At 61.2% G+C, this 23,615-nt stretch carries 19 protein-coding genes; 4 read left to right on the plus strand and 15 right to left on the minus strand.

Annotation, left to right across the window (positions count from 1 at the left end):
- Positions 1 to 224: 224 nt before the first annotated feature.
- Positions 225 to 761: a DUF6174 domain-containing protein gene (locus M1P90_RS10505; RefSeq protein ID WP_483702569.1), complete on the plus strand. Its 537-nt coding sequence runs from the start codon at positions 225 to 227 to the stop codon at positions 759 to 761.
- Between the two features lie 236 nt (positions 762 to 997).
- Here M1P90_RS10505 and M1P90_RS10510 read toward each other — a convergent pair whose 3' ends face one another.
- The 3 genes from M1P90_RS10510 to M1P90_RS10520 all read right to left on the minus strand — a co-directional run bounded on the left by M1P90_RS10510 (position 998) and on the right by M1P90_RS10520 (position 2,987).
- Positions 998 to 1,453, minus strand: coding sequence for a nucleotide triphosphate diphosphatase NUDT15 (locus tag M1P90_RS10510; RefSeq protein WP_483702570.1), 456 nt, complete (start codon positions 1,451 to 1,453; stop codon positions 998 to 1,000).
- Positions 1,454 to 1,576: 123 nt separating this feature from the next.
- Entirely contained in the window at positions 1,577 to 2,494 is a 918-nt protein-coding gene (locus M1P90_RS10515) for an NAD(P)/FAD-dependent oxidoreductase (protein ID WP_483702571.1), read from the minus strand.
- Positions 2,495 to 2,552: 58 nt separating this feature from the next.
- A complete protein-coding gene (locus tag M1P90_RS10520) occupies positions 2,553 to 2,987 on the minus strand; it encodes a hypothetical protein (protein WP_483702572.1) in 435 nt (144 codons plus the stop codon).
- 207 nt (positions 2,988 to 3,194) lie between these two features.
- Between M1P90_RS10520 and M1P90_RS10525 the strand changes: the two genes are divergently transcribed.
- Positions 3,195 to 4,187, plus strand: a complete 993-nt coding sequence (locus M1P90_RS10525; RefSeq protein ID WP_483702573.1) for an alpha/beta fold hydrolase — start codon at positions 3,195 to 3,197, stop codon at positions 4,185 to 4,187.
- Between the two features lie 310 nt (positions 4,188 to 4,497).
- Here M1P90_RS10525 and M1P90_RS10530 read toward each other — a convergent pair whose 3' ends face one another.
- The 5 genes from M1P90_RS10530 to M1P90_RS10550 all read right to left on the minus strand — a co-directional run bounded on the left by M1P90_RS10530 (position 4,498) and on the right by M1P90_RS10550 (position 9,823).
- Positions 4,498 to 5,397, minus strand: coding sequence for a YihY/virulence factor BrkB family protein (locus M1P90_RS10530; RefSeq protein WP_483702574.1), 900 nt, complete (start codon positions 5,395 to 5,397; stop codon positions 4,498 to 4,500).
- Between the two features lie 65 nt (positions 5,398 to 5,462).
- A complete protein-coding gene (locus M1P90_RS10535; protein WP_483702575.1) occupies positions 5,463 to 5,630 on the minus strand; it encodes a hypothetical protein in 168 nt (55 codons plus the stop codon).
- A 214-nt stretch (positions 5,631 to 5,844) separates the two neighbouring features.
- Positions 5,845 to 6,636 carry an LLM class flavin-dependent oxidoreductase gene (locus M1P90_RS10540; RefSeq protein WP_483702576.1) on the minus strand — a complete coding sequence of 264 codons (792 nt, stop codon included), beginning with the start codon at positions 6,634 to 6,636 and terminating at the stop codon, positions 5,845 to 5,847.
- 506 nt (positions 6,637 to 7,142) lie between these two features.
- Positions 7,143 to 8,213 carry a response regulator gene (locus M1P90_RS10545; RefSeq protein ID WP_483702577.1) on the minus strand — a complete coding sequence of 357 codons (1,071 nt, stop codon included), beginning with the start codon at positions 8,211 to 8,213 and terminating at the stop codon, positions 7,143 to 7,145.
- Positions 8,214 to 8,413: 200 nt separating this feature from the next.
- The gene (locus M1P90_RS10550; protein WP_483702578.1) at positions 8,414 to 9,823 is read right to left on the minus strand and encodes a type III PLP-dependent enzyme domain-containing protein; all 1,410 of its coding nucleotides are present in this window, start codon (positions 9,821 to 9,823) and stop codon (positions 8,414 to 8,416) included.
- 287 nt (positions 9,824 to 10,110) lie between these two features.
- On the opposite strand from M1P90_RS10550, the gene M1P90_RS10555 reads away from it, so the two are divergent.
- Positions 10,111 to 11,100, plus strand: coding sequence for an alkaline phosphatase family protein (locus M1P90_RS10555; protein WP_483702579.1), 990 nt, complete (start codon positions 10,111 to 10,113; stop codon positions 11,098 to 11,100).
- Between the two features lie 137 nt (positions 11,101 to 11,237).
- On the opposite strand, the gene M1P90_RS10560 is transcribed toward M1P90_RS10555, so the two are convergent.
- Positions 11,238 to 12,203, minus strand: a complete 966-nt coding sequence (locus M1P90_RS10560) for a polyprenyl synthetase family protein (RefSeq protein WP_483702580.1) — start codon at positions 12,201 to 12,203, stop codon at positions 11,238 to 11,240.
- 328 nt (positions 12,204 to 12,531) lie between these two features.
- On the opposite strand from M1P90_RS10560, the gene M1P90_RS10565 reads away from it, so the two are divergent.
- Positions 12,532 to 13,443 carry an aminoglycoside phosphotransferase family protein gene (locus tag M1P90_RS10565; RefSeq protein WP_483702581.1) on the plus strand — a complete coding sequence of 304 codons (912 nt, stop codon included), beginning with the start codon at positions 12,532 to 12,534 and terminating at the stop codon, positions 13,441 to 13,443.
- 64 nt (positions 13,444 to 13,507) lie between these two features.
- On the opposite strand, the gene M1P90_RS10570 is transcribed toward M1P90_RS10565, so the two are convergent.
- The 6 genes from M1P90_RS10570 to kaiB form a co-directional block, all read right to left on the minus strand.
- Positions 13,508 to 15,955, minus strand: coding sequence for an ATP-binding protein (locus M1P90_RS10570; RefSeq protein WP_483702582.1), 2,448 nt, complete (start codon positions 15,953 to 15,955; stop codon positions 13,508 to 13,510).
- Between the two features lie 5 nt (positions 15,956 to 15,960).
- Positions 15,961 to 16,401 carry a response regulator gene (locus M1P90_RS10575; RefSeq protein ID WP_483702583.1) on the minus strand — a complete coding sequence of 147 codons (441 nt, stop codon included), beginning with the start codon at positions 16,399 to 16,401 and terminating at the stop codon, positions 15,961 to 15,963.
- Positions 16,402 to 16,419: 18 nt separating this feature from the next.
- The gene (locus M1P90_RS10580; protein ID WP_483702584.1) at positions 16,420 to 18,672 is read right to left on the minus strand and encodes an ATP-binding protein; all 2,253 of its coding nucleotides are present in this window, start codon (positions 18,670 to 18,672) and stop codon (positions 16,420 to 16,422) included.
- Positions 18,673 to 19,584: 912 nt separating this feature from the next.
- Positions 19,585 to 21,516 (minus strand): ATP-binding response regulator, encoded by a 1,932-nt coding sequence (locus M1P90_RS10585; RefSeq protein ID WP_483702585.1) that lies wholly within the window; start codon positions 21,514 to 21,516, stop codon positions 19,585 to 19,587.
- Between the two features lie 260 nt (positions 21,517 to 21,776).
- On the minus strand, positions 21,777 to 23,306 hold the full coding sequence (gene kaiC / locus M1P90_RS10590; RefSeq protein WP_483702586.1) for a circadian clock protein KaiC: 1,530 nt from the start codon (positions 23,304 to 23,306) through the stop codon (positions 21,777 to 21,779).
- Positions 23,306 to 23,614, minus strand: coding sequence for a circadian clock protein KaiB (kaiB, locus tag M1P90_RS10595; protein ID WP_483702587.1), 309 nt, complete (start codon positions 23,612 to 23,614; stop codon positions 23,306 to 23,308). The genes kaiC and kaiB overlap by 1 nt, the downstream gene beginning before the upstream one ends.
- Between the last annotated feature and the right edge of the window lies 1 nt (position 23,615).

Here is a 23,615-nt window from a genome sequence, read left to right on the forward strand (position 1 = left end):
TCAGTTGGCTTCTCCGCGCCGCATTCTACCATACCGCGCGCGCATGCCCGCAAGCCTGTTAAGAACGCAAATAATTGCTTTACAAGTTTAGCAAACTCTAGCTTCTGGCGTGCTGCCATGCTAGAATGCGCTGCAAAGACTATTTCCTCTCTGCTGAATCAAAGCCATCGAATTCACGCGGCTGCGCGGGCGCACTGCGCGCCGGCCGGCCCGGGCAGGTGCTTATGCCCAGTTTTTCGGCATGGCTGTACGCGCTGCTTGGGATTGGGCTGTGCGCGCTGGCGGCCGGCGCGCTGCTGGCGGCACCGGTGCAGCCACGCGGCCAGCCCGAGCTGGATGCGGCACGTGCGCGCTGGGCGGCGCGGCCGTTTTCGCGCTACCGGCTGGCGCTGGAGATTGGCTCGCTGGGGTGTAAGCAGGAGCTGGAGGTCGATGGCGAGCGCGTGGTGGTGGTGCGGAAAAATACGTGCCACGCGGTCGAGTTCACGGTGAGCCAGCTGTTCGACGCGATTGAGCGCGACATTCGCACGCGCAACGGGCGCTGCGGCACCAACGGCTGCGGCTGCGACGGCGTGCAGCAGGTCGAGGCGATCTACGATTCGCGCCTGGGCTTCCCGGTCAGCAAGCAGGTTGCGCTCAATGCGGCGGCGCGCTGGCGTTTCCCTGAGTACTGGCGGCATCGGCTGGCCGGCGGGCTGTGTACCTCGCGCGAGCAAAGCCGCGAGCGCATCACCGTGATTGCGCTGCAGCCAATCGGCTAGCGGAGGACGGCCGGGGGGATAAGCACAGAGACACAGAGGCACGGAGATGTTGGAGTTGCAGGTTTGAAAGTGCTCGGTTCTGCGGTTTTTGGTTCCGTGCTCACTGCCGACTGCCAACTGCCAACTGCCAACTGCCAACTGCCAACTGCCAACTGCCGACTGCCGACTGCCAACTGCCAACTGCCAACTGCCGACTGCCAACTGCCGACTGCCGACTGCCAACTGCCGACTGCCGACTATTTGGTTCTGTGATTCCGTGGTTCTGCGGTTCCCGGTTCTCGGTTCTCTTTCACCCCGTCACCCTCGCCCTTCCCGGCGCGCAGGTTCTCCAGCGGCAGGAACAGCGGCGCGGGCAGCGCATCCCACCCAAACCAGCCTAGCTCCGAGCACTCGCGCGGCTCGGCGATGAACGGCTCGCCCGTGGCGTCGCTGGCATCGAACCAAATCGTAATATAGTGCTTCGCTTCCTCGGCAAACACGTCGTTGGTTATCGCACGGAAGCCCAGCGCGCCGGCCTGCATGCCGGTTTCCTCCAGCAGCTCGCGCGCGCCACAGGCCGCCGGTTCCTCGCCATACTCCAGGTGGCCGCCGGGGCAGGCCCAGCTGCCCGCGCCGTGCGAGCCCTGCCGCCGCATCAGCAGCACGCGCCCCGCCCGCCACACCAGCACCGCCACCCCCACCTTTGGCCGCATCGGCAGCTCCTTCATCGCTCTTTGTGCACTATCGAGAAAGCACAGCGGCAATCAGGGGCGAACATCAGCATTGCACTCGCCAATCCCTTTTCCCGATCGCCTAACCGCTGCACTGCGAGCGCATCAGTCGTCCTTCAGATCGTCGGGGTACAAATAATAGTTCGCCGCCGAGGCCGCCTGCCCGCCCTCGTGCACCGCCGTCGTCACCTGGTGCGCAAACAGCCGCGTCACGTCGCCCGCTGCGAACACGCCCGGCACGTTGGTTTTCTGCTCGGTGTCGGTTTCGATATAGCCGGTGGGCGAAAGCTGCACCCCCAGCGCGGCGGCAAGCTGCGATTGCGGGGTTGCGCCCTGCTGGCTAAACAGCTGATCCAGCTCGATGCGCTGACCGCTTTTGGTACACAATGCCTTGAGCTGCCCGTTTTCGCCAACCACCTCGGCAATTTTGTCGTGCACCAGCGGGATGCCGGCGCGCTCCAGCCGCTGCTGAAACTTCGGCGTGATCAAACACTCGGCGCTGTTCGTCAGCACGGTCATGCGGTCGGTGAAGCGCTTGAGCTGCAGCGCCTCGGCCGCGCTTTCGTCGGTGTTGCCCACCACCACCACGCAGGCATCCTTGCAGCCATAGCCGTCGCAGGTGATGCACCAGAACATGCTGCGCCCAACATATTCATCCCAGCCCGCGAAATGCGGGTAGTGATCAATCGCGCCGGTAGCGAAAATCACCGCGCGCGCATGCCAGTCGCCCGCCTGCGATTCGGCGCAGAAGCCGCCCTCGGCGCGCGTGATCGCTTCGACCTTGTGCTCAAGCACGCGCACCTGCCGGTATTCTTCCAGCTGCTTGCGCCCCAGCTCGCGCAGGTCGCGCGCGGCCACGCCGCCAGGGAAGCCCAGGTAGTTGTGATTGGTCTGGTGCCAGGTCGAGCGGCCGCGCCCCGCATCGAAAAGCAGCACCTGCCGGTCGTAGCGCGCCAGGTACAGCGCCGCCGAAAGCCCGGCCGGCCCGCCGCCAATCACCATCACTTCGTACATATCGGCCATGCAGCTCGCTCCTCTGTTGCTGATCCTCCGCGCGAGCTATAGCAAGCCATGTGCCGAATTATCCGTCAAATGGCACGCCCCACACGCGCAGTTGTGCCTCGGCCCGGGCGAGGTGCGCGCCGGCTTCGGCAATGCCGTTTGTAATATAGAGCGGCACATCGCGCTCGGTATACTGGGCGCGTTGCGCGTTGAGTTGCGCCAGGTTGCGGCGATAGATGGCGTGGAGCTGGAGCGTGTGCGCAATCTCATGTGGATCGGCAGTTTCAGCGTCAGCAGCTTCATCCTCGGCTGTTTCGCCCCAGCCGCGCAGCCGCTCCTTCACCGCAGCAATTTCGCGGCGCGCCCGCGCAATGTTTACCGGCACCTCGGCGGGAAGCTGCGCAACCGGCAGCGCATTCTGCAGTTCCAGCAGCATCCCCAGCTGGCCGCGCCAGCTTGCCAGCAATTCGTTCGTGGCAGCAACAATTTCCGGCTGCGCAGAATTCATGGTCATTATACATGCTCCTTTCGATGGTGCCGCCAGCGCAACCCATCCGCGCGTCCGGCACTGGCCGTATTCATTAGAGAAAATAAACGCCTGCGGCAATCGAGCGCCCTGCTGTCTGGCCCTGCCTTTCCCAGGTGGCGCGCCAGGCAAGAGTGCATGGAACACTTGTTGATATACAGGCCATAACGAGAAATACAGACGAGGAGCGAAGTGATGAGGTTACGAAAATCGCAGAAGCGCACCCTTACTGGCGCAGTGCTGGGCACGCCGCTGGCCGCGGCGCTCGCCGGCATTGCATATAGCAAACTTGCCATCGACCACACCATGATGCTGCCGGCGGCGCTTTCGGGCGAACGGCGCGAGATTACCACGCCAGCCGGGCGCATCAGCTACTACCACGCCGGGCGCGGCAAGCCGCTGCTGCTGGTTCACAGCATCAACGCGGCTGCCTCGGCCTACGAGATGCTGCCGCTCTACGAGCACTACTGCAGCTCGCGCCATGTCTACGCGCTCGATCTGCCCGGCTTTGGTTTTTCCGAGCGCTCGGCGCGCGATTACACCCCGCGCCTGTATGTCGATGCAATCGTAGCCATGCTCGACCAGATCCGCCGCGACACCGGCGCCGACGAAGTCGATGCCCTGGCGCTTTCGCTTGGCAGCGAGTTCCTGGCACGCGCCGCCAGCGAGCACCCCACGCGCTTCGATACTGTGGCGCTGGTAGCCCCCACCGGCGCGGGCAAAAACGACACATGGTATGGCGCGCCCGGCAGCGTGCGTGGCAGCACTGCCACAAAGGCAGTGTTCAGCGCGCTTGGCCGGCCATTCTACGACGCGCTGACCAGCCGCGCCAGCATGCGCTTCTTCCTGGCGAAAACCTTTGGCTCGGATGCGGCAGTCGATGAGGGCCTGCTGGAATATGGCTACCTGAGCGCGCACCAGCCCGGCGCGCAGCGCGCCCCGTTCGCCTTTGTGTCGGGCCTGCTGTTCAGCGCCGACATCAGTCGCGTCTACGAGTCGCTTGAGATGCCGGTATTCGCAGCCCACGGCGTGCGCGGCGATTTCACGGACTATGGGGGGCTGCCCATGCTGGCAGCGCGCGGCAACTGGACGGTCGCGGAGTTTGCCACCGGCGCAATGCCCTATTTCGAAACGCCCGAGCAGTTCATCGCTGCCTACGATGCGTTTCTTGCGCAGGTGCCGGCGTAGGAGCTTCAGTATTCTGGAAAGAAAGTTCTTTTCTACAACGGGCAAGCTTCCAGGAAGCTCATCTGGCTACCAGATTGAAGCAAAACTAGCTTCAGCTTCCTGGAAGCTGAGTACGAGGGAATTTATTTTCCAGAATACTTAAGGTCAACACCTTTCAAATAGCCACAAAGACTCGAAGATTCCAAGAATTTGTTGCATCCTCATGCCCTTTGTGCCTTCGAGTCCTCGTTGCAATCGTTCCGGGTCGCCTTATCTGAAAGGTGTTGGCTTTAGCGATTTCGGTAGCTCGCCCGTTCACGGTCGTGCCGCGCTACGGCGACACCGGCACATCCTGCGGCGGGTGTGCGTCGAACAGCGCGCCCACATTCTCGGCGGCGCGGCTGCCATAGCGGCGCGCATAGCAGTTCGTGAACTCGCCGCCCAGGAACAGCACCTGCGACGAAAGATACACCCACACAATCAGCGCCAGAATACCACCCACCACGCCATAATCGCCATAGCCGCTCAGCGCGATATAGTAGGCAATGCCGATCTGCAAAATGATCCACAGCGTCGCCGTTACTGCCGCGCCCAGCCAGACATCGCGCCAGGCCACATTGGTTTGGGGCAGGTATTTCAGCAGCAGCGCAAAGATCATCGTCAGCACCAGCAGGCTGAAAATGCCGTGCGCAATGCCCCACGCCAGCGTGCCGCCCGGCAGCTCCGCCATAAACGTTCCCACAATCGTCAGCGCCGCGCTCACCATCATCGAAACCAGCAGCAGAAACGCCGCCGAAAGCACCAGCGCAAACGAAAAGATCGTCGCCCGCAGGAAGTCCCACGCCGCGCCGCGCTCGGGTGCCTGCAAGCCCCAGATGATATTGAACGCGCTTACCAGCTCGCCAAACACCCACGACGCGCCCAGCAGCAGCACAGCCCCGCCGAACACGCCCGTGATCTGGCGGGCTTTCGCTGCCGCCGTCAGGGTTTGCACAAATTCGTCGCGGAAGCCGCCAGTGACGCGCGCCAGGGCATTCAGGATGGCTTCGCGCCCCGCATCGGAATTGCGCATCATAAGCTGGATGAGCGCCAGCACAACCAGAATGAGTGGAAAAAGCGAAAACAGTGTGTAATAGGAAAGCGAGGCCCCCAGGCGCAGGCAATTGTCGGCGCGCCATTTCAGCCCCGCTTCCTTCAGCAGCCCAAAGAAATTCATCCAGCGCGCACGCATGGCACCCCCCACTGCACGTAGCCGCTCTGCCGCAGCTTATAGCCAATCGCGTGCCACGGCGCTGCTCAGGGGCATACCGCCACCGTATCCGACAAGACCAGTCTGGTGGGTTCGATCACGAGGTTGGAGCCAAGCACGTCGGATGGCGAAACTGGCACAAATGCCGCGCCGATGGGGCGTGGCTGCGGCAGCAGCGCGCCCAGCAGCGCAGCAGCGCACAATATCACGCGCATCAGTGCATCTCCTTCATGTAGTCGCAGGCGGGCTCATGAAGTAAACGCTGCACGACGCGATTTTCGGGCAAGAGTGCTGGGCCACGGAGAACACTGAGATCACCGAGTTGGGGCTACCCTTCTCAGTGCTCTCAGTGCGCTCTGTGGCTCAACTATATTCCCTTTGGCAATAAATATTCGTGCCTGTGCGTTTCTGCGGTGAACGTATCTCTACTCACATCGCCGCGTTTAGCTCGGCCAGCTCAGCCGTGCGCGCCGCCAGATCGAGGTCGTAGCCCATGCTGACGAATACGCGGCTTGCGCCAAGCGCGGCCCAGCGCGCCAGTTCCGCGCGCGGGTCGGCCGGCCAGGGGTACCAGTGCAAATAGACCGAGATCGGCACATCGCGGCCGGCCGCCTGCAGCGCCGCGCGGGCCTGCTCGAACATGGCTGGCTCGCTGTAGATATTGATCTCGTCGGCGTAGGTAGCCGCGCTGGCAAGCAAGCGCCGCGAGCCGCCCACGCCCACCACCACGCGCGGCGGCACTGGCGGCACTGGCGTGCAGGCTGCATCGGTGAGCTGAACGTACTCGCCCGCGACCGTCACCGAGCCGCCGCGCCACAGCTCGCGCAGCGCCGCAATGTGCTCGGCCAGCGCGGCCACGCGCTCGGCGGCGGCGGGAAAGGGCTGATGCCATGCGCGATACTCGGCGGGGTAGTCGCCCGCGCCAATCGCCATTTCAAAGCGCCCGCCGCTCGCCAGCGACAGCATGGCGCTTTCTTTCGCCAGCACACCCAGCGTGTAGTTCAGGCGGCACAGCACCATCGGCACCAGCCGAATGCGACTGGTCAGCGCCGCCAGCGCGCCATAGGCCGACCAGCCGGCAACATAGGCCCATTCCGGGCGCTCGGAGTGGTAGTGATCCCAGAAGCCAATCGACGCCAGGCCACCATCTTCGGCCACACGCGCCGCGCGCACAATCGCCGGCCAGTCGCCCGCCGGGCTGAACACCGCGCCAATCTCCATATTTGCCTCCCTGAGCCTGCCGCCGGACACACGAATGCGCGGCGAACAGGCATAGACCTGCACCGTGACGAATCGGACGAATAGCGCTTGACAGGCGGGACGCGGAGACGTAGCATAGAGGTTGCGTGCGCGCCTGCTGTGTGCGCCGCTTGGCTCAGCACCGATTGGCCATTGCCCCCAGCCCCAGCCAATCGGCGTGTCAGTAGTTATAGCATAGGTTGAGGGAAAGGTCAACCAGGAAAATATAGCGTCCCAAAGCTGTATACGCTGATGCGGAAATCTCAAATTTCAGCGTTATATGCTTAACACAGCTTCAGCATTATCCCCGGCTTTTTAATCCAGTGGGGATCACCAAACGCACCACCTCCTCCCCGCCGCCTCCTGATATTCCACCCCTTCAAACATTCCACGCAACAAAAAACCCGACCGTTGCCGGCCGGGCGCGTAGCGTGTTGCGTTTGCCTGAGCTGTACGAGTGCCTTTCTGCCCTGATGGAAAATCTGCGCCTAGCCGATCAAATCGTCGATCAGCTCGCGCAGCGCCGCCGCATCGATGTCTTTCTTATCGAGAAAGGCGATTGCGCCAGCGGCCAGGCCCAGGCGATGAAACTCGCGGTCGGGGTAGGCGCTGATCAGGATGATGCGCGTGGATGGCGAGAGCGCGTGAATCTGCCGCGCCGTCTCGATCCCATGCTCGTCGCCCAGCACCACATCGACAAACGCCAGCCGCGGGTGCGTGGCCGACACAAGCTGAAGCGCGCGCTGGGTATTTTCGGCCTCGTAGATCGTTGCCGCCGGGCAGGTTTTGCCAAGCAGGCGATGCATCTGCGTGCGGTAGCGCAGGTTGTCGTCCACAATCAGCAGCGCGAGCTGGTGCGCGCCGGGGGCTTCGTTTGGGCTGGCCGCCGAGCTGTTGGGCGCATCGGGCAGGCCCAGCAGCTCGGGGTGGTGGTGCAGGTAGCTCACGGCCTCAAGGCGGCTTTGCACATTGATCTGGCGATACAGGCGCGTCAGGTGATTTTCAATCGTTTTTACGCTCAGGTCGGTGCGGCGCGCAATCGCATTGTTGTCGAGCCCATCGCGCAGGCAGCGCAGAATATCGCGCTGGCGGGCGGTCAGGCTCACGGCCGGCGCGGTTTCGCGGTAGCGCACCAATTTCTCAACGAGCGGGCTGCACACCCAGCGTTCGCCGGCCAGCACGCGCTGCACCGCCAGCCGCAAATCGCTCAGCGGCTGATCTTTCAGGTGGTAGCCGTTCACGCCCACGCCAAGCAAGCCCTGCACATACACGTCGTCGTCGTAGGCGCTCACCACCAGGATTTTCAGGGCAGGAAATTCTGCGCGGATCTGGCGAATGCCGCCGATCGGCTCGAAATCGGGCATGGTTACGTCTGTCACCAGCACGTCGGGCTGGGCGTGGTAGAGCATCGCCAGGAGCGCCTGGCCGTCGCCGACCTCGCCCACAATCGCAATATCTGGCAGCTCGCGCAGGGCGTTGGCAATGCCGGCCCGCACCACTGCGTGATCATCGGCCAGCACCAGCCGCGCCGGTGAAGAAGTGAATGTCGCTTGTGTCATTGTGTGTGCCTAACGCAGAACCGGCGAGGGGCGTATTGCTATACGCCCAGACCGCATGAGGGTTTAGGGTCTGGGGCTTTGGGATAAGGCCCGCAAACTTTCACCCCGCCACCTGCAACGAGCCGGCGTATGCAATACGCCCCGTCGTCAACCTCATAACCTCACAACCTTCTAACCCGCAACCTCACAACCTGCAACTCCTACCGATAGCCCAGCTCGTTCAGCACGTCTTCCCAGCTTTGCTCGCCAATCACGCGCGTGCTGAAGCCCTCGCCCTGCGCCTCGATGATGAGTTTGGGCGCTTCGGGCGCGAGGCAGTGGTGCGCGCCGCCTTCGCCCGCCAGCATGGCCTGGTAGCTGCCGGTGCCAAAGAAGGCAATGTAGAGCGGGCTTTGCGCCGCTTCATCGGCCAGCGGCAGCACCAGCTCCATATCGCCGCGCGGGTAGAAATCGTCGGAGTCGCAGGTGCGCCGCCCGCCCAGCACCACCGGGCCGGCCGGCGCATCGAGGTGGTTGAGCGGCAGGCAGATAAAGTGCTGGCCCTCGACGATCAGAATATCCGGCAGCGCGACCATCAGGCTGCCATTGAGCAGATACCAGGGCGGCTTGCCGGGCTGGCCGGGCCGCACGCGCCCAAGCTGAAAGATATGCACGCCGTGGTCGGCAGTGCTGTAGCGCCCAAACTCGCCCACCAGGCTGGGGTGCGCAATGCCAGCATTCTCGCACCAGCCGGCCACCTCGCGCAGCAGGCGCGTGGCAAAGGCCGCGTAGTCGAAGTGGAAATCGAGATCGTAGGCGCCGGTGGGCATGCCGCCGCCGAAATTGAAGTAGGCCAGCGCGGGCGCGTGCGGCTGCAAACGCGCATAGCCCGCCAGCGACTCCAGCAGCTCGGTCGCCCAGTAGTCCTGATTTTCGAGCTGGCTACCGACCATGGAATGGTAGAGCACGATCTGGTGCGGCGTTTCGGCCACGCGCGCGGCCAGGCGCTCCATTTCCTCGGGCGTCATGCCAAAGCGGTCGTATCCATACGTGATGCCGCTCGCCATGTTGGCGGCGTCTTTGCGCTCGCGCACGCCCAGCAGCAGGGGCAGCGGGCAATCGGCCAGCAGATCGAACTCCTGCGGGTCGTCGAGAATTGGCACAACAGTGGCGCAGCCAGCCATCCGCAAGTCGCGAATCGCCGCGATGTAGGCGGCTTCTTTCGAGCCATTGCAGAAAATAAAGCGCCCGGCAGGCAGCACGCCACTGCGCCACAGCCGGTGTGCGATCCGCACATCAAACGCCGAAGAGGTTTCGTAGTGCGCGCCCGATGCCACCGCCGTGCGCACCACTTCTTCGGCAAAGTTTGCCTTGGTGGCGTAGGCATACACAAAATCGCCGCCGTAGCTGGTGGCAGCACGTGCTTGCGCAAAATAGTCGTGCATCTGCGCAATGCGGCGCGTAATCAGCGGGCAAAACGACACTTCGAGCGGCGCGCGGTACTGCTCAACCAGCCCGAGCAGATCGACGTGGCCGCCAAAGACGACGCGCCCATCCCGCACGGCAATCGTGTCGTTCAGCCGGCTATCGCCACTCAGGCGCGGCGCAAGGTATTCCAGGTAGGTTGCCATTCGTGCTCCTCGGCAGTGCGGTTTGCTCGGTGCGCTGATAGCCGACAGTATAGCATAGCGCATTCCTGCACACGTGAGATCCATTTGGTGATACACTGCGTAGTACTATCCGACCCGCATTCGTACGACACACATGTCAATAATTGTTCGGAAGATTAAGGAACGGATCTTGCCAATGCAGGATCTTGCCCGTAGTCTGTCATCCATCACGCCTTGCGCCGCGATGTTGCGCGCCTGCCGGTTGGTTCCCAATCTGGTCGTATTTGTTGTATGCTAGAAAGACATCCATGACACATCGCCGAACGACGCTGGCGATCGCAGCGGTTGTTGCCGTTGCAATTGTCGTAGTCGCGGGTCTGGCGCTTGCGCCACGCTCCAAGCTCTCTCGCCTCACCCGCCTGTTCCAGTTCGATCGCCGCCCTGCCAATGCCGCCGCACTGGTGCCAAACTTCAAGCACGTCTTCATCATTATGATGGAGAACAAAGACTACGGGAATGTTCTGAACAGCGATGCCATGCCCTACCTCAAGCAGCTTTCGCAGCAGTATGCCGTCGCAACGAACTACTACGGCACGCGCCACCCCAGCCTGCCGAACTATATCTCGCTCACTGGCGGCGATACGTTTGGCATCGACAAAAACTGTATCGACTGCACGCTCGATCAGGCAAATATAGCCGACCAGATCGAGGCCACCGGGCGCACCTGGAAGGCGTATATCGAAAACATGCCGCGACCCTGCTTCGTTGGCGACGACCAGCCGCTCTACCGGCAAAAGCACAACCCGTTTATCTACTACGACAACATTCGCAACAACCCGGCGCGCTGCAAGAATATCGTGCCTTTTACCGAGCTCGCGAAAGATCTCAGCGCCAATACCCTGCCGAATTACAGCTGGATCACGCCGAATATGTGCAACAGCACCCACGATTGCGCTATGGGCGAAGGCGACAAATGGCTGCAAACCTGGGTCAGCAAAATAACTGCTTCGCCGGCCTGGCGCGATGATGGCGTGCTGTTCATTACCTACGACGAAGGCGATACAAGCGACAAAACTGGCTGCTGCCTGCACGCCGAGGGCGGGCATATTGCCACAATTGTGGTTTCGCCACTGGTCAAGCCGGGTTATCGTTCACCATTTTCATACTCGCATTATTCGCTGCTCCGCACTATCGAGACATCGTGGGGCATGCCGCTGCTCAACAACGCGAACTGCGATTGCTCGCCCACCATGGCCGATCTGTTCGACGATGATGCTCGGGCGGCGCAGCAACGCTAGCGCGCTTTCAGCATCGCTTTCTCGATTTTGCACTAGCGCGCTCACACTATTTAACCCAGCGCAACAAGAAGACCAGGGGCAGCAGTGCTACTCCTGGTCTTCTTGTTCTCGCGGAATTTCTATTATGTCAATATTAATCAGGAAATGCGCGCGATCACAAACTGCGCAATATCGCCAAGCGACTGGCGTGCCGGGCCTTCGGGGAAGGCATCGAGGTGCGCAAGCGCGCTTGTGGCGTAGTGGCGTGCATCGGCCAGCGCGCGGTCGGCCGCGCCGAGGCGGCGCACTTCGTCAATCGCCCACTCCACGCTTGCGGGCTCAGGCGCCTGCCGGTCGATGATCTCTGCCAGCGCGGGGTTAGCGCCCGCATCAACTGCATAGATCAGCGGCAGCGTGATCGTACCCTCGCGCAGGTCGTTGCCGGCGGGCTTGCCAAGCGTGGAGGCGTCGCCCACATAGTCGAGCACATCATCGACGATCTGGAAGGCCAGCCCAAGGTCGTAGCCAAAGCGCCCGAGCGCCTCGATCTGCTCGGGCGTGCCGCCGCCACAGACCATCCCAGCCTTACAGCCTGCTTCGAAAAGCGCAGCAGTTTTGCAGCCAATCTTGTAAAGATACTGCTCCATCGCCACATCCAGCGGCGTCACATTCATCACTGGCGAAAGCTCGCCCTCGCAGATCGTCATCACGCCGCGCGAAAAAAAGCCAATGATACGCGGGTCGGGCGCGAGCGCCATCTCGGCGGCGGCGAGCGCAAAAAAATAATCGCCCACCATCAGCGCCACATCGCCATCCCAGCGGGTGTGTACGGTCATCTCGCCGCGCCGGCGGGCAGCCTGATCCACCAGGTCGTCGTGTACCAGCGACGCGGCGTGGATCAGCTCGACGGCGGCGGCAGAATGAAGCACGCGCTCGATATCATACTCGCCAAGCTGGGCCGCGAGCAGCGTCAGCGTGGCACGAATGCGTTTGCCGCCTGAGGTAAGGATGTGCTGGCCGGCGGCGCGTATCACCGCCAGGCGCGGCTGAACGCGCTCAAGGATTATCTGCTCAACACGATCAAGATCGGCAAGCAGCGCCGGAGAGACGGGGAGCTGGCTCATAGACGTATCCTGCGGGACGCACAGCGTGCCCGTCCTTGCGATTTTTGCGCCGTTGAGCATACCCGAAAGCGCAGCGCCTGTCAACCGCGCGGCGCACGGGCAGCGATATGATCCCATACGCATCCGGTGTGCCCTGGGATGCTGCCGCTGCCTGCCTCTGGTACAATCAGGTTTCCTGAAACATAAGTTCTCTGGAACATAACTTTCCTTGCACTCAGCTTCCAGGAAGCTCAAGCCAGTCTTGCTTCAATCTGATAGCCAGATGAGCTTCCTGGAAGCTTGCCCGTTGCAGAAAAGAACTTTCTTTCCAGAGTAATAAGGAGCGCCTGTGACAAGCGCACACAATCACAACATTGCTGCCGGCACGCCCGCCGCCGAAGTCGCTGTCGACGCCGGGCTGGTGCGCGCGCTGCTCGCCGAACAGCACCCCGACCTGGCCGGGCTGCCGGTGCAGGAGTTTGCGGCCGGCTGGGACAATGCAATGTTCCGCCTGGGCGGCAATTTGGTGGTGCGTTTGCCGCGCCGCGCCGCTGCCGCCGATCTGATCGCGCACGAGCAGGCATGGCTGCCGCAGCTTGCCGCCCACCTGCCGCTGCCCATTCCCGCGCCGCTGCGCACGGGCGTGCCAGGCGGCGGCTTCCCCTGGCGCTGGAGCGTGCTGCCCTGGCTCCACGGCGAGGCGGCCGACCTGCACCCGCCAGCCGAAGCACAGGCCGCGCCTTTGGGTGCATTCCTGCGGGCATTGCACCGGCCCGCCCCCGCCAATGCGCCGACCAACCCGGTGCGCGGTGGCCCGCTGCAGGATCGGGCCGGCCCAACTGCCGTGCGCATCGACCGGCTGTCGCAAACCACAACACACATCACCCCAGCGTTGCTTGCGCTCTGGCAAGCTGCCCTCGCCGCGCCAATCGACGCAGCGCCAGGCTGGCTGCACGGCGACCTCCACACGCGCAATATTTTGGTAGAAAAAGGGCGCATTAGTGGCATCATCGACTGGGGCGACATCACAGCCGGCGACCCGGCAACCGATCTGTCGGTGCTGTGGATGCTGTTCGGCAGCGTGGCGGCCCGGCAGGCAGCGCTCCGTGCCTACGGCCCGGTGTCGGCCGCCACGCTGCTGCGCGCCCGTGGCTGGGCGCTGGCCTTTGGGCTCATCCTGCTCGACAGCGGGATTGTCGACAACCCCCGCAACGCTGCGCTGGGCGCGCAAACCCTGCGCCGGGTTGCCGAGCCAGGCTAGCGCATTCATACACGCAAAAAAACGCCCGCCCATGCGCAACAGCCAGGGCGGGCGCGCGGCCAGCTTACTGAACCAGCGGGATTTGCACAGTGAAGGTGCTGCCCACGCCTTCCTGGCTCGTAACAGTGATAACGCCGCCGTGGCCCTGCACGATCTGGTTGACCACATACAGGCCAATGCCCGAGCCCGAAACCTGCTGCACCGACTCGCGCGAAACACGGTAAAAACGCTTGAACAAATGCGGCAGCGCGTCGGCAGGAATACCAATGCCTTCGTCGCGAATGGCGATCTGAGCACTGTTCTGTGCCGCACGCACATCAACGTGTATCGTGCCACCCGCCGGGCTGTATTTAATGGCATTGCCGATCAAATTCAGCAGCATCTGATCGAGCCGGCCAGCATCGCCGTCCACCCAGAGCAGGCTATCGCCACCGGTCAATGCGATAGAATAGCCGGGTGCCGAAACCTGCAAGCTTGCCACCGCATTGCGCACCAGCTCCGTCAGTTCCAGCGGCTTGCGCGTGATCGTCAGCTGCTCGCTGGCCAGCCGCGACACATCGAGCAGGTCGGTAAGCAGCGAGCTAATACGCAAACCCTGCGACACAATAATCTCGGCGTCGTCCTGGGCGCGGCCTGCCTCGGGCAGGCGTGCCAGGCGCCGCTGAAGCATTTGCGCACGGCCCAGTAAACTGGTAAGTGGGTTCTTGATCTCGTGTGAGGCGATCGAGATAAACGCTTCGCGCTCGCGCAGTGCTTCCTGCGCTTCCTGATACAGCTGCGCATTATCAAGCGCCAGCGCGACACGTCGTGCCAGCTCTTCAAGCGTCATCAGATCATCGGGGCTGTAGTGGCGGGGCGCGCCAAGCGCATACAGCTCGAGCACGCCAACGGTCCGTTCGCGCACGATCAGCGGCACCATCAGGAACGAGGCAGGCTGGAGTTTGTGGAATATGCGCGCATGTTCACCGTCGTAGATATTATCGGCAATAATCTGCGCAGGAATAGTGTCGACGACGAGTTTTTGGCCGTGCTTTAAAACGTATGCTACCGGGTGGCTGCTCTCGGCGCGCACCGGGTAGCGCTGCCGCATCTCGGTGAACGAGGCAGCAATATCCGGATCGTGATGCGCAATGGCTGCGACACGTATATCGTTTTGGTCGGCAAGGTCGATTGCGCAAGCCCCGCCAAAGTACGCGATCGTGCTTTGCGCCATATTCGTGAGCATTGTCACCGGATCGAGCGAGCCAGCGAGGGCAGTACTAGCATCGGCAAGAAAGCGCAAGCGCCGCTCGGCCGTTTTGTAGTCGGTGATGTCGCGCGCAACGCTCATCACAGTTGCGACCTCGCCATCAGGCGAGCGCTCGGGCACAATCGTGGCCTGGTAATGATGCAGGCCTTCAGGTGTTTGGAAATCGAACTCCATGCGCTCGGGCTGGCCATTTGCAAAGACCGCGCGCAAGTGTGTATTCCATAATGCACACTGGGGCTCGGGCATGCCCAGGTCGCGGTTGGTTTTGCCAAGAAACGCTTCCTGCGGCATACCAGTGGCCTGAGCGACAGTTGGGCTCACATAAATATGCTGCAAATCACGATTAAAGCGCGCAATAATATCGGGCGCATTTTCCACCAGCATTTTGTATTCATGCTCGCGCCGCCGCAGCTCAAGCTCGGCTTGCTTACGCGCAGTAATGTCCATCACAATGCCGATCAAGCGGGCAGGCGCGCCGCTCGCATCACGCTGCGTGTACCCACTGGCCAGCATCCAAATTGTATTGCCGTCGGCCGCGCGCAGACTGAATTCCACCTCGTCGAGCGTGCCACTTGCCACGGCCTGCTCGAGGCGCAGGCGGGTCGTTTCGCGATACTCGGGCGCCAGCAAGCCAAAAAAAAGCTCGAAGTCGCCGCCAATAACATCGGAGGCCATGCCGACACGCTCGGCAAAACCTTCGCTCCAGCGCAGTTGCCGGGTGGAAATATCCCACTCCCAGGTTACCATCTGTGCCGCGCGCAGCGCCAGGTGGAGTTGGTCGGCGCTGGCCTGCTGGGCCTGGAGCGCAGCCTGCAGCTGCTGATTACTGGCCTCGAGATCGAGGCGCTGCTGCTCAATTTTTTTCTGAAGCGCAACCTTATCGAGCGCGCTGTGGATGGCGAGGATCAGGCGCTGCTGAAGCCCGACGCTCTTGACCATATAGTCGTGCGCGCCGCGCTTCATTGCCTCGACGGCAACATCTTCGTTGCCAGTACCAGTGAGCATGAGAATAGCGAAGCGCGCCGGGCCAAATTCGCCGAGCAGGCTTTCGAGCAGATCCAGGCCATCTTCGTCGGGCAGCATGAAGTCGATCAGCACCACGTCGGGGGCGTGCTCGCGGCACAGCGCCAGCCCTTCGTCGGCCGAGCCAGCCTCGCGAAAGGTGTAGGAAGCGTCGGGATCGTGGGCAAGAAAACGCCGGTACATCATGCGATCTTCGGGCGTGTCGTCGACGATAAGAACGGAATAGGAAAGATTCGTCATATTTGTTAGGCCCGCGCTTCCGGCAATATCACTGCGCCAAACCAGTAGTCGTACACGAGTTTGAGCACTTTGGTGAAATATGTCATATTAACAGGCTTTACTAAGTAGCTATTTGCGCCATTTCGGTAGCAAACTTCAATATCTTTTGGGTTTGCCGAAGTCGTTAAAATTACAACAGGGATCGATTTTAACGTTGCATCGCGCTTGATTTCGGCCAGCACTTCGCACCCGTCGGTGGAGGGCAGGTTCAGGTCAAGCAGCACCAGGCCAGGCAGGCGCGTGCCGGCCAGGTTGCCATACACGCCGCGCCGGTGCAGCAGATCGAGCGCGTCGTCTCCATCGGTGCAGCGCGTGATCGCCACCGGCACGCCCAGCTTGCGCAAGGCCCGGCTGGCGGCTTCAAAATCTTCGTCGCTATCTTCCACAATCAGCAGTGTATGCTGCACGGCAGAGGCCTCCATCGCTTACTCCGGAATTGAAAAGAAGAATGTCGTGCCAAGATCGGGTGTCGATTCCAGCCAGATCGCCCCGCCGTGACGCTCGACGATCTTCTTAGCAATAGTGAGACCAGCGCCCGTGCCCCCGCCAAAGCGATCGCGGGCATGAAGCCGCCGAAAAATGCGGAAAATCGGCTCGAAATGCTTGTCGCGGATGCCGATGCCATTGTCGCGCACATAGATCACGTGCTGGCGCTGGCGAGCTGCGCCTTGCTGCTCGTCGGGCGATTGGTAGCCCACTTCGATCCACTTCTCGGGCTTGTCGTTATATTTTGCCGCATTACCAATCAGATTTTGCAGTACCTCGGCCAGGCGCACTGCGTCGCCTTTCACTGTTGGCAGCGGGCGCGGCACGCGCAGTTGCACACCGTCCATGCGCAAACGAAGCACTTCCACAACTTCGGCAAGCAAGGCATTTAAATTCACCGTCTGCAACAGCAGATCGACACGCCCGACCCGCGAGTATTGCAGCAGCGAATCGAGCAGTGCGTCCATGCGCTGGGTAAGCCGCACCAGTGTATCGAGCTTATTTTTCCCCTCGTCGTCGAGCTTGTCCTGGTAATCTTCCAGCAGAAAGTGCGCGTAGTTATGCAGGCCGCGCAATGGCTCCTTGAGGTCGTGCGAGGCAACATAGGCAAAGGCATCGAGCTCGACATTGCTGCGCTGCAGGGCTTCATTCAAAATCGCCATGTCGGCGGCGCGCTTGAGGATGACGCCGCGCAGGGTGTTGCCCAACCTGGCTGCTGCGGCCATTTCGGCTGGCTGCCAGGCCAGGGCGTGCTGCGCCAGGGTTTGCTGCCACAGCGCAAACGATTTGCGCGGGCTCAGCCGCACGCCGTCGTCGCTCAGCGTGACGGCTTTTTCGGGGGCGCCGGCCCAGTTGACGGTTTGCAGCACTTCGGGGCGGAACCACAGCAGATACTCGCCCAGTTCGCGCGAGATCGGCACGGCCAGCACGCCACTGGCAACGGTGGCACAGTGCGCCAGGGCTGGCAGATCGCGCGCGAGGGTATTGGTTGCATAGACATCGTCGGTCGTGCTGCCCAGCCAGCCAATCAGCGTGTGAATATCGGCCTCGGCAGGCGTGGCCCCAAGCGTCTCAAGCTCGCCGCCAAAGGACAGCGCCGCGCCGCCCGCATCGAAGAGATTCAGCAGGGTTGTGCTGCCGCGCATCAGGCCAGCGCGCCAGCTTTCGGCCTGGGCCATCTGCTGCACCAGCTGCGCGCCAGTGTCTTTCAGCTGCAGCTCGTAGGTGTGGAAATCGCCGTCTTCTTTTGCCCCAAGCTGGAGCGATACGGCCTGCGCCAGAAACTCGCAGGCAGCACGCAGTTCAAACGGCAGAAATTTCGCCGCGTAGTGGTGGCACGCAATCAGGCCCCACAGCGCGCCGTCGCGCACCAGCGAGATCGACATGGACGCGCCCACGCCCATGTTCGAAAGATACTCGACATGAATAGGCGACACACTGCGCAACACCGCGTAGCTCAGGTCGAGCGGCGCCTCGGTGCCGGGCGTCAGCGTTGGCACAATATCGGACGGCGCGTAGTGAATGCTGGGAATCAGGCGCAGCCAGTTGCGCAGGTACAGGGCGCGCGCCTGTTTGGGAATATCGGAAGCGGGGTAATGCAGGCCCAGAAACGACTCGTGCCCGGCGGTGACGGCTTCGGCGATAACGGTGCCGTGGCCGTCTTCATCGAAACGATACACCATCACCCGGTCAAAGCCGGTGAGCGCCTGAACCTCGCGCGCAACTGCATCGCAGAACGGCTGAAAGCCTTTCGCCTGCTGTAACCGGCCAACCACATTACGAACCATACGGTAGAAATCGGGCGGGCCACCCGTGCCAGGCAGCACCGGCTCAAGCTCAAGAATCAGCACACCCTGGTGGCGATGGATCAAGCCATCGTATCGTTGGGCGGCCCCATTGAGTTCCGCCGTCCAGAGATATAACGGGTTGTCGTCGATATTTTCGAGCGCGATGGTGTTGCGCAAGTAGGCCGCATACTGGGCCGGTACGAGCGTTTCCAGCGGCTGGCCCAGCATGCTGGCAGGCTCTCTGCCAATATGAACCTGAATATTCGCGCTGATCTGAAGGATGCGCAGATCAGTTTCGGCAAGCGCAACCAGCACGCCGTGCGGTTGAATACGGCCAGGAATATGAATTGGCTCGCGGTCGCAGTTGGTAAGATCAACTGGCTCATTACGATCAGGCATCGACATAGAGTATCCTCGCGTGCAATGCTCCAAAGCAGTTTGCGGTTGGCAGAAAGCAGGAGGCAGTTGCATTTTCTACGCTACAGCGCGTTTCTCGCCAGCTCATGAATGGCTCGTCGTTTTGCAAATCGCCCCAGGCCTCAGAACGCAGCAGACCCGGCTCCGTGGTATCGGAGCCAGGCAATATGTGTGCCGGCTTGCACAAGGCACCCGCTCTGCCCCGGCAAAGCCGGGCAATCAGCAGCGCCGAGTATGCCGCAAAGAAAGAGCAAGCAGATACAGCATGGCGGCGGGCGTACAAGAAGCCTGGGGCGCAGAGCTTGATTGCAAACGCAGGAAGAAGATCGCTGCGGGGGCATTGCAGCAGCCAAAAAGGCTTGTTGTTTCGTTGGCGAAGTATCATGCGTTTAAGCCACTAACACCATCGCAAATGGCTACGTCCCGCATTCCCACTCCGTACACGAACTCCCACAGCGCAGACGACACCAGCGAAATCTGCCGCGCGCGCCCACCGGATGGTGCCCTGCGCACCGCCGCGCAAAGAGCAGGGCGGGCACCGGCACGGCCCACTCGGGCAAACGCGGTTTTGCTGAACCAGACGCCAAATTCGAAGCATTAGCAACGGAAGTATTTTGGCCCACTAATAATACCATATTCTGCCTAATGCACAAATGTTTGCATAGCAATCTATGCGTAGCACAATCTGCGCCATCCGCCTACAAACAGCAAAGTCGGGGCGGCAATGCCGCCCCGACCGCCACGTTTTGTCGTTTCTCACAAATACCAAAAACTGCGCTCACGCTCCGTCCAACAGCGCTTGCTCAGTGCGCCAGGGAAGAGCGGAGCGTTGCGCAGCATGACAATTCAGAAGTAATCATCTGTACTTCGTATCAGTTGCTTTTGTGCGCGATCTGTGGCTCAACCGCTTTGCTCTGGGCTATACGTGACGTATTGTGTCGAACCGTGAACCGACTGCGACATTTGCAGGCTATCGGAAGCCTGCCCGTTTCCCGAACTATGAAACACCTCATTCAGCAGGCGGCTCAAGTCTTCGAGCGTGTTCGGCTTGAGCAAAATGCCATACAAACCCAGCTGGCGAGCGTTGGTTTCGTCTTCGGGGCGCACATAGCCCGAGGTCATAATAATCGGCACATCTGCGCGCACCGCCCGCAGCGCGCGCACCAGCGCAAAGCCCGACATCCCTGGCATCGAAAGATCGGTGATCACCGCATCATATTGCTCTGGGCTGAGCTCGAATGCCTGGAGCGCCGCCGCCGGGTCGGTATAGCCCGTCACCACATAGCCAAGCCGCGTGAGCATGCGCCGGCCAAGCATAACAAGCGCCTGTTCGTCGTCGACATACAATATATGCTTGCCCTGGCCGCTTGGCGCCTGGCTTGCCTGGTTTGGCACGCGCTGGCCAGCGAAATTGGCGGCTGGAAAATACAAGCGGAATTGCGTGCCCTTGCCAGGCTCGCTATACACACTTATTGCGCCACCGTGATCGCGAACAATGCCATGGACCACCGAAAGGCCAAGCCCCGTTCCTTCGCCCATCGGCTTGGTGGTAAAGAACGGATCGAAAATGTGCTGAAGCGTTTCCTTATCCATGCCGTGGCCGGTATCGCGTACTTCCAGTGTTACATAGTGGCCCGACTTTAAATCGCCCATGTGGCTGGCCATGTCGCTGTCGATATTCGTGTCGCTCACCGATATCTCAAGCCGACCGCCAGGTTCGCGCATTGCATGGACAGCATTCGTCGCAAGGTTCATGAGCACACGATGCAGCTGAATCGGGTCAGCCAGAGTCGCGGGCAGCTGTGGGGCGAAGTTGGTGATGATATGAACGTTGGGCGGCAGCGTGGGCCGCACAAAACGCACCACTTCCTGCACCAGCGGCGGCAGGTGGGTTGGCTCGCGCTTTAGTTCCTTCTGGCGGCTGAACAGAAGTATCTCGCGCAGCAGTTCGCTGGCCCGCTCGACGGCGCGCTCGATTTCGCCCAGGCTTTCCTGAACATTGTGGTTGCGCGGCGAATCGATCTGTGCCAGCCGCACATTGCCCAGGATCGACGTCAGAATATTATTAAAATCGTGAGTAATACCACCGGTCAGGCGACCTAACGCCTCCATCTTGCTCGATTGCTGAAGCTGGTTAGCCAGCTTTTTCTGCTCGGTTACATCGCGGATAGAAGCGAGGCAGGCCGGCTTTCCTTCCCACTCAAGGCTCACCACATGCATTTCGGCAATGCGCAGTTTATCGCCGCGCCGCACTTCAATCTCCGAGACCTCGCCTTCCCTGGTCGAAAACCCGATCAGCTCACCAACGAAATCCTCGCGGCTGCGCCCGAACAAGATGAGCGCGGCTTCGTTTACAAAACGCACAATACCCTGCAAATCAACGACAATCACCGCATCGGGGTTGGCAGCAAGCAATTTCAGCAGTTGCTCCTGCCCTTTGATCGCGCGCTGCCGTTCGAGCACATACAGCAGGCTATTGATCAACATCTTCGCAGATGTCTCGCTCTTGCTAATGAAATCGCACGCGCCTTCCGCAAGTGCCTGCTGGCTGAGCGCCTCGGAATATGAGCCCGAAAGCACGATGAAGTCGATATCGCTACGCATTGCGCGCACACGGCGCAGGGTTTCCATGCCAGAAGAGTCGGGCAGCGAAAGATCAAGCACAACGGCATCGAGATTAGCCTGGCTGAGGATTTGCTGCGCGCTTTGCAGGCTGCTCGCCTGAGAAATTTCGAATTCGTAGCCTGGTATCTCTGCAAGATGCATGGCGATCAGGTCTGCATCGCCAGGGTTATCTTCAATGAGCAGCAGGCGATATACGTTTTGTTGCATAGTAAGGCATCCTCAGGTAGGTAGCACAATTCGCGAACGCTTGGAACCAAACCATCCAGGAGCTTGAACGCCGACTTACGCGCATTGGCTTACGTACATAGTTTAGGTTTGTGCAAAAGACGCCCGGTGATATTGTATCGATATCGCGGCCTTTTTTGCCTAGCAAATTCATAGCAATTAGTTTGCTTGCAGCAGGGGGCACAAAACCAGGGCAGCGGCTTGCAGCCGTGCCTTCGGCCCGATTGGCGCAGAATAGTTGGTTAATCGGTCTTTTGCGGCGAGGAACCAAACATGCCGCCGAGGCGCTGGCGCTCTTCGGCATACGAGTAGACCGGCGTGCCGCTCAGGATGCCGTGAATGCCGCGGAACGGCTCGCGGATGTGCATCCCCTGGTTGTCGATCACATACTCGCGGATGTCTTTTTCGTGCCACGTCCCCCGCATCTTCAGCACCGTCAGCCCCCGCCGCATCTCCCCGTGCAGCTCCACATACCGCAGCAGGATGATCGTGTCCGTAATCGTCGAGATGTGCGTTTCCGTGATCGTCTCCCCGCCCATCAGCATCGACGTCGTGTTCGTGAACAGGCCCGTGATCTCCTGCTGCTTGATGAAGCTCGTCAGCCCGATCACAAACTCCCGAAACGACTTCGGCGTCGACACCCGCTCGAACGCCGACATGCTGTCCACCGCCACCCGCTTCGGCTCGAACGTCTTGATGTCGCGCTTCAGGTGCAGCAGGTGGTCTTCCAGCCCCATGATCTCCGGGTAGCGGCAGATGATCTTCAGCAGCCCGTCGCGCTCGGCCTTCTCGAAATCCACCCCCCACGACGCCGCGTTGCGCGTCAGCTGCTCGCGGCTTTCTTCCGCCCCGAACAGGATCGCCCGCTCGCCCGCCTCGATCGCCGCCTTGATATACTGCGTCACCATCAGCGTTTTGCCCGTGCCGGTTGCGCCGCTGGTCAGGATGATCGAGTCGCGGTACATCCCGCCGCCGCACATCGTGTCGAGTTCGCGCACGCCCGACGACACGCGGATCTGCGACGAGCGCTGCTTCAGCTCGATCGCCGACAGCGGGATGATCATCACGCCGTCCTCGGCGTCGATCGTGAAGGGGTATTCGCCCTTCTGGTGCGTCGAGCCGCGGAACTTGAGGATTTCGATCGTGCGGCGGCGCTTTTCCTGGTCGATGCGATTGCGCAGCAGGATGACATTGTCGGCCACGAACTCTTCCACGCCAAAGCGGCCAATGCCGGCTTCCTCGCCGGTGCGCTCCATGGTGATCAGGGTGGTGACACCGAGCATGCGCAGGCCGGCGTGGATGCGGTGCAACTCGCGTCGGACAACGTTGGCATCGGTGAACTGCGGAAACAAGGCACCGACGGCATCAAGAATGACGCGCTTGGCGCCGACCTGGCGAATGGCGTTTTCGATGCGGGCGAGCAGGGCAGAAAGGTCGTAGGCACCGGCTTCGATGGTGACCTCGCCGGGCTCGGGGGTGGCGTCGACGACGGCGATCTTGTGGTCGCGGACCATGGCCTGCAGATCCCAGCCGAAAGAAACGACGTTGCGCATGAGGTCGTCAGGAGTTTCTTCAAAGGTGACGAAGACGCCGTTTTCGCCAAAGTCGGAGACGCCAGAAACGAGGAACTGGAGGGCAAAAACGGTTTTGCCGCTGCCAGCCGTGCCCGAGATCAGCGTGCTGCGGTTTTCGGGCAAGCCGCCATTGGTAATCTGCTCGAACCCGGCGATGCCGGTTCGCATCTTTGGCAAGAGTTGGTGTATTGTTGCCATCAGATTTCCTCCTGGTTATTTGCTGGTGACGCAGGCTTGGTTGGGAAGAAATCGAGCCCAAGCAGCACTTTTTCACGATCACTGAGATCGCCAATGATCTTGCGCACCGGTTCAGGAAGCTTCTTCACCAGCGTTGGAGTCGCCATGATTTTTTCGTTTTCGGCAAGCTGTGGGTGTTCAAGAATATCGATCACTTCGACCTCGTACATTTCACGCAAATCGCGCTCGCAGATCTGGCGCAGGTTCTCGATCGCGCGGCGCGAGTGCGAGGTGTAGCCAGTTATGAACAGGCGAAGTCGGTATTTCATA

The sequence above is a fragment of the Kouleothrix sp. 19917 genome (assembly GCF_057073505.1).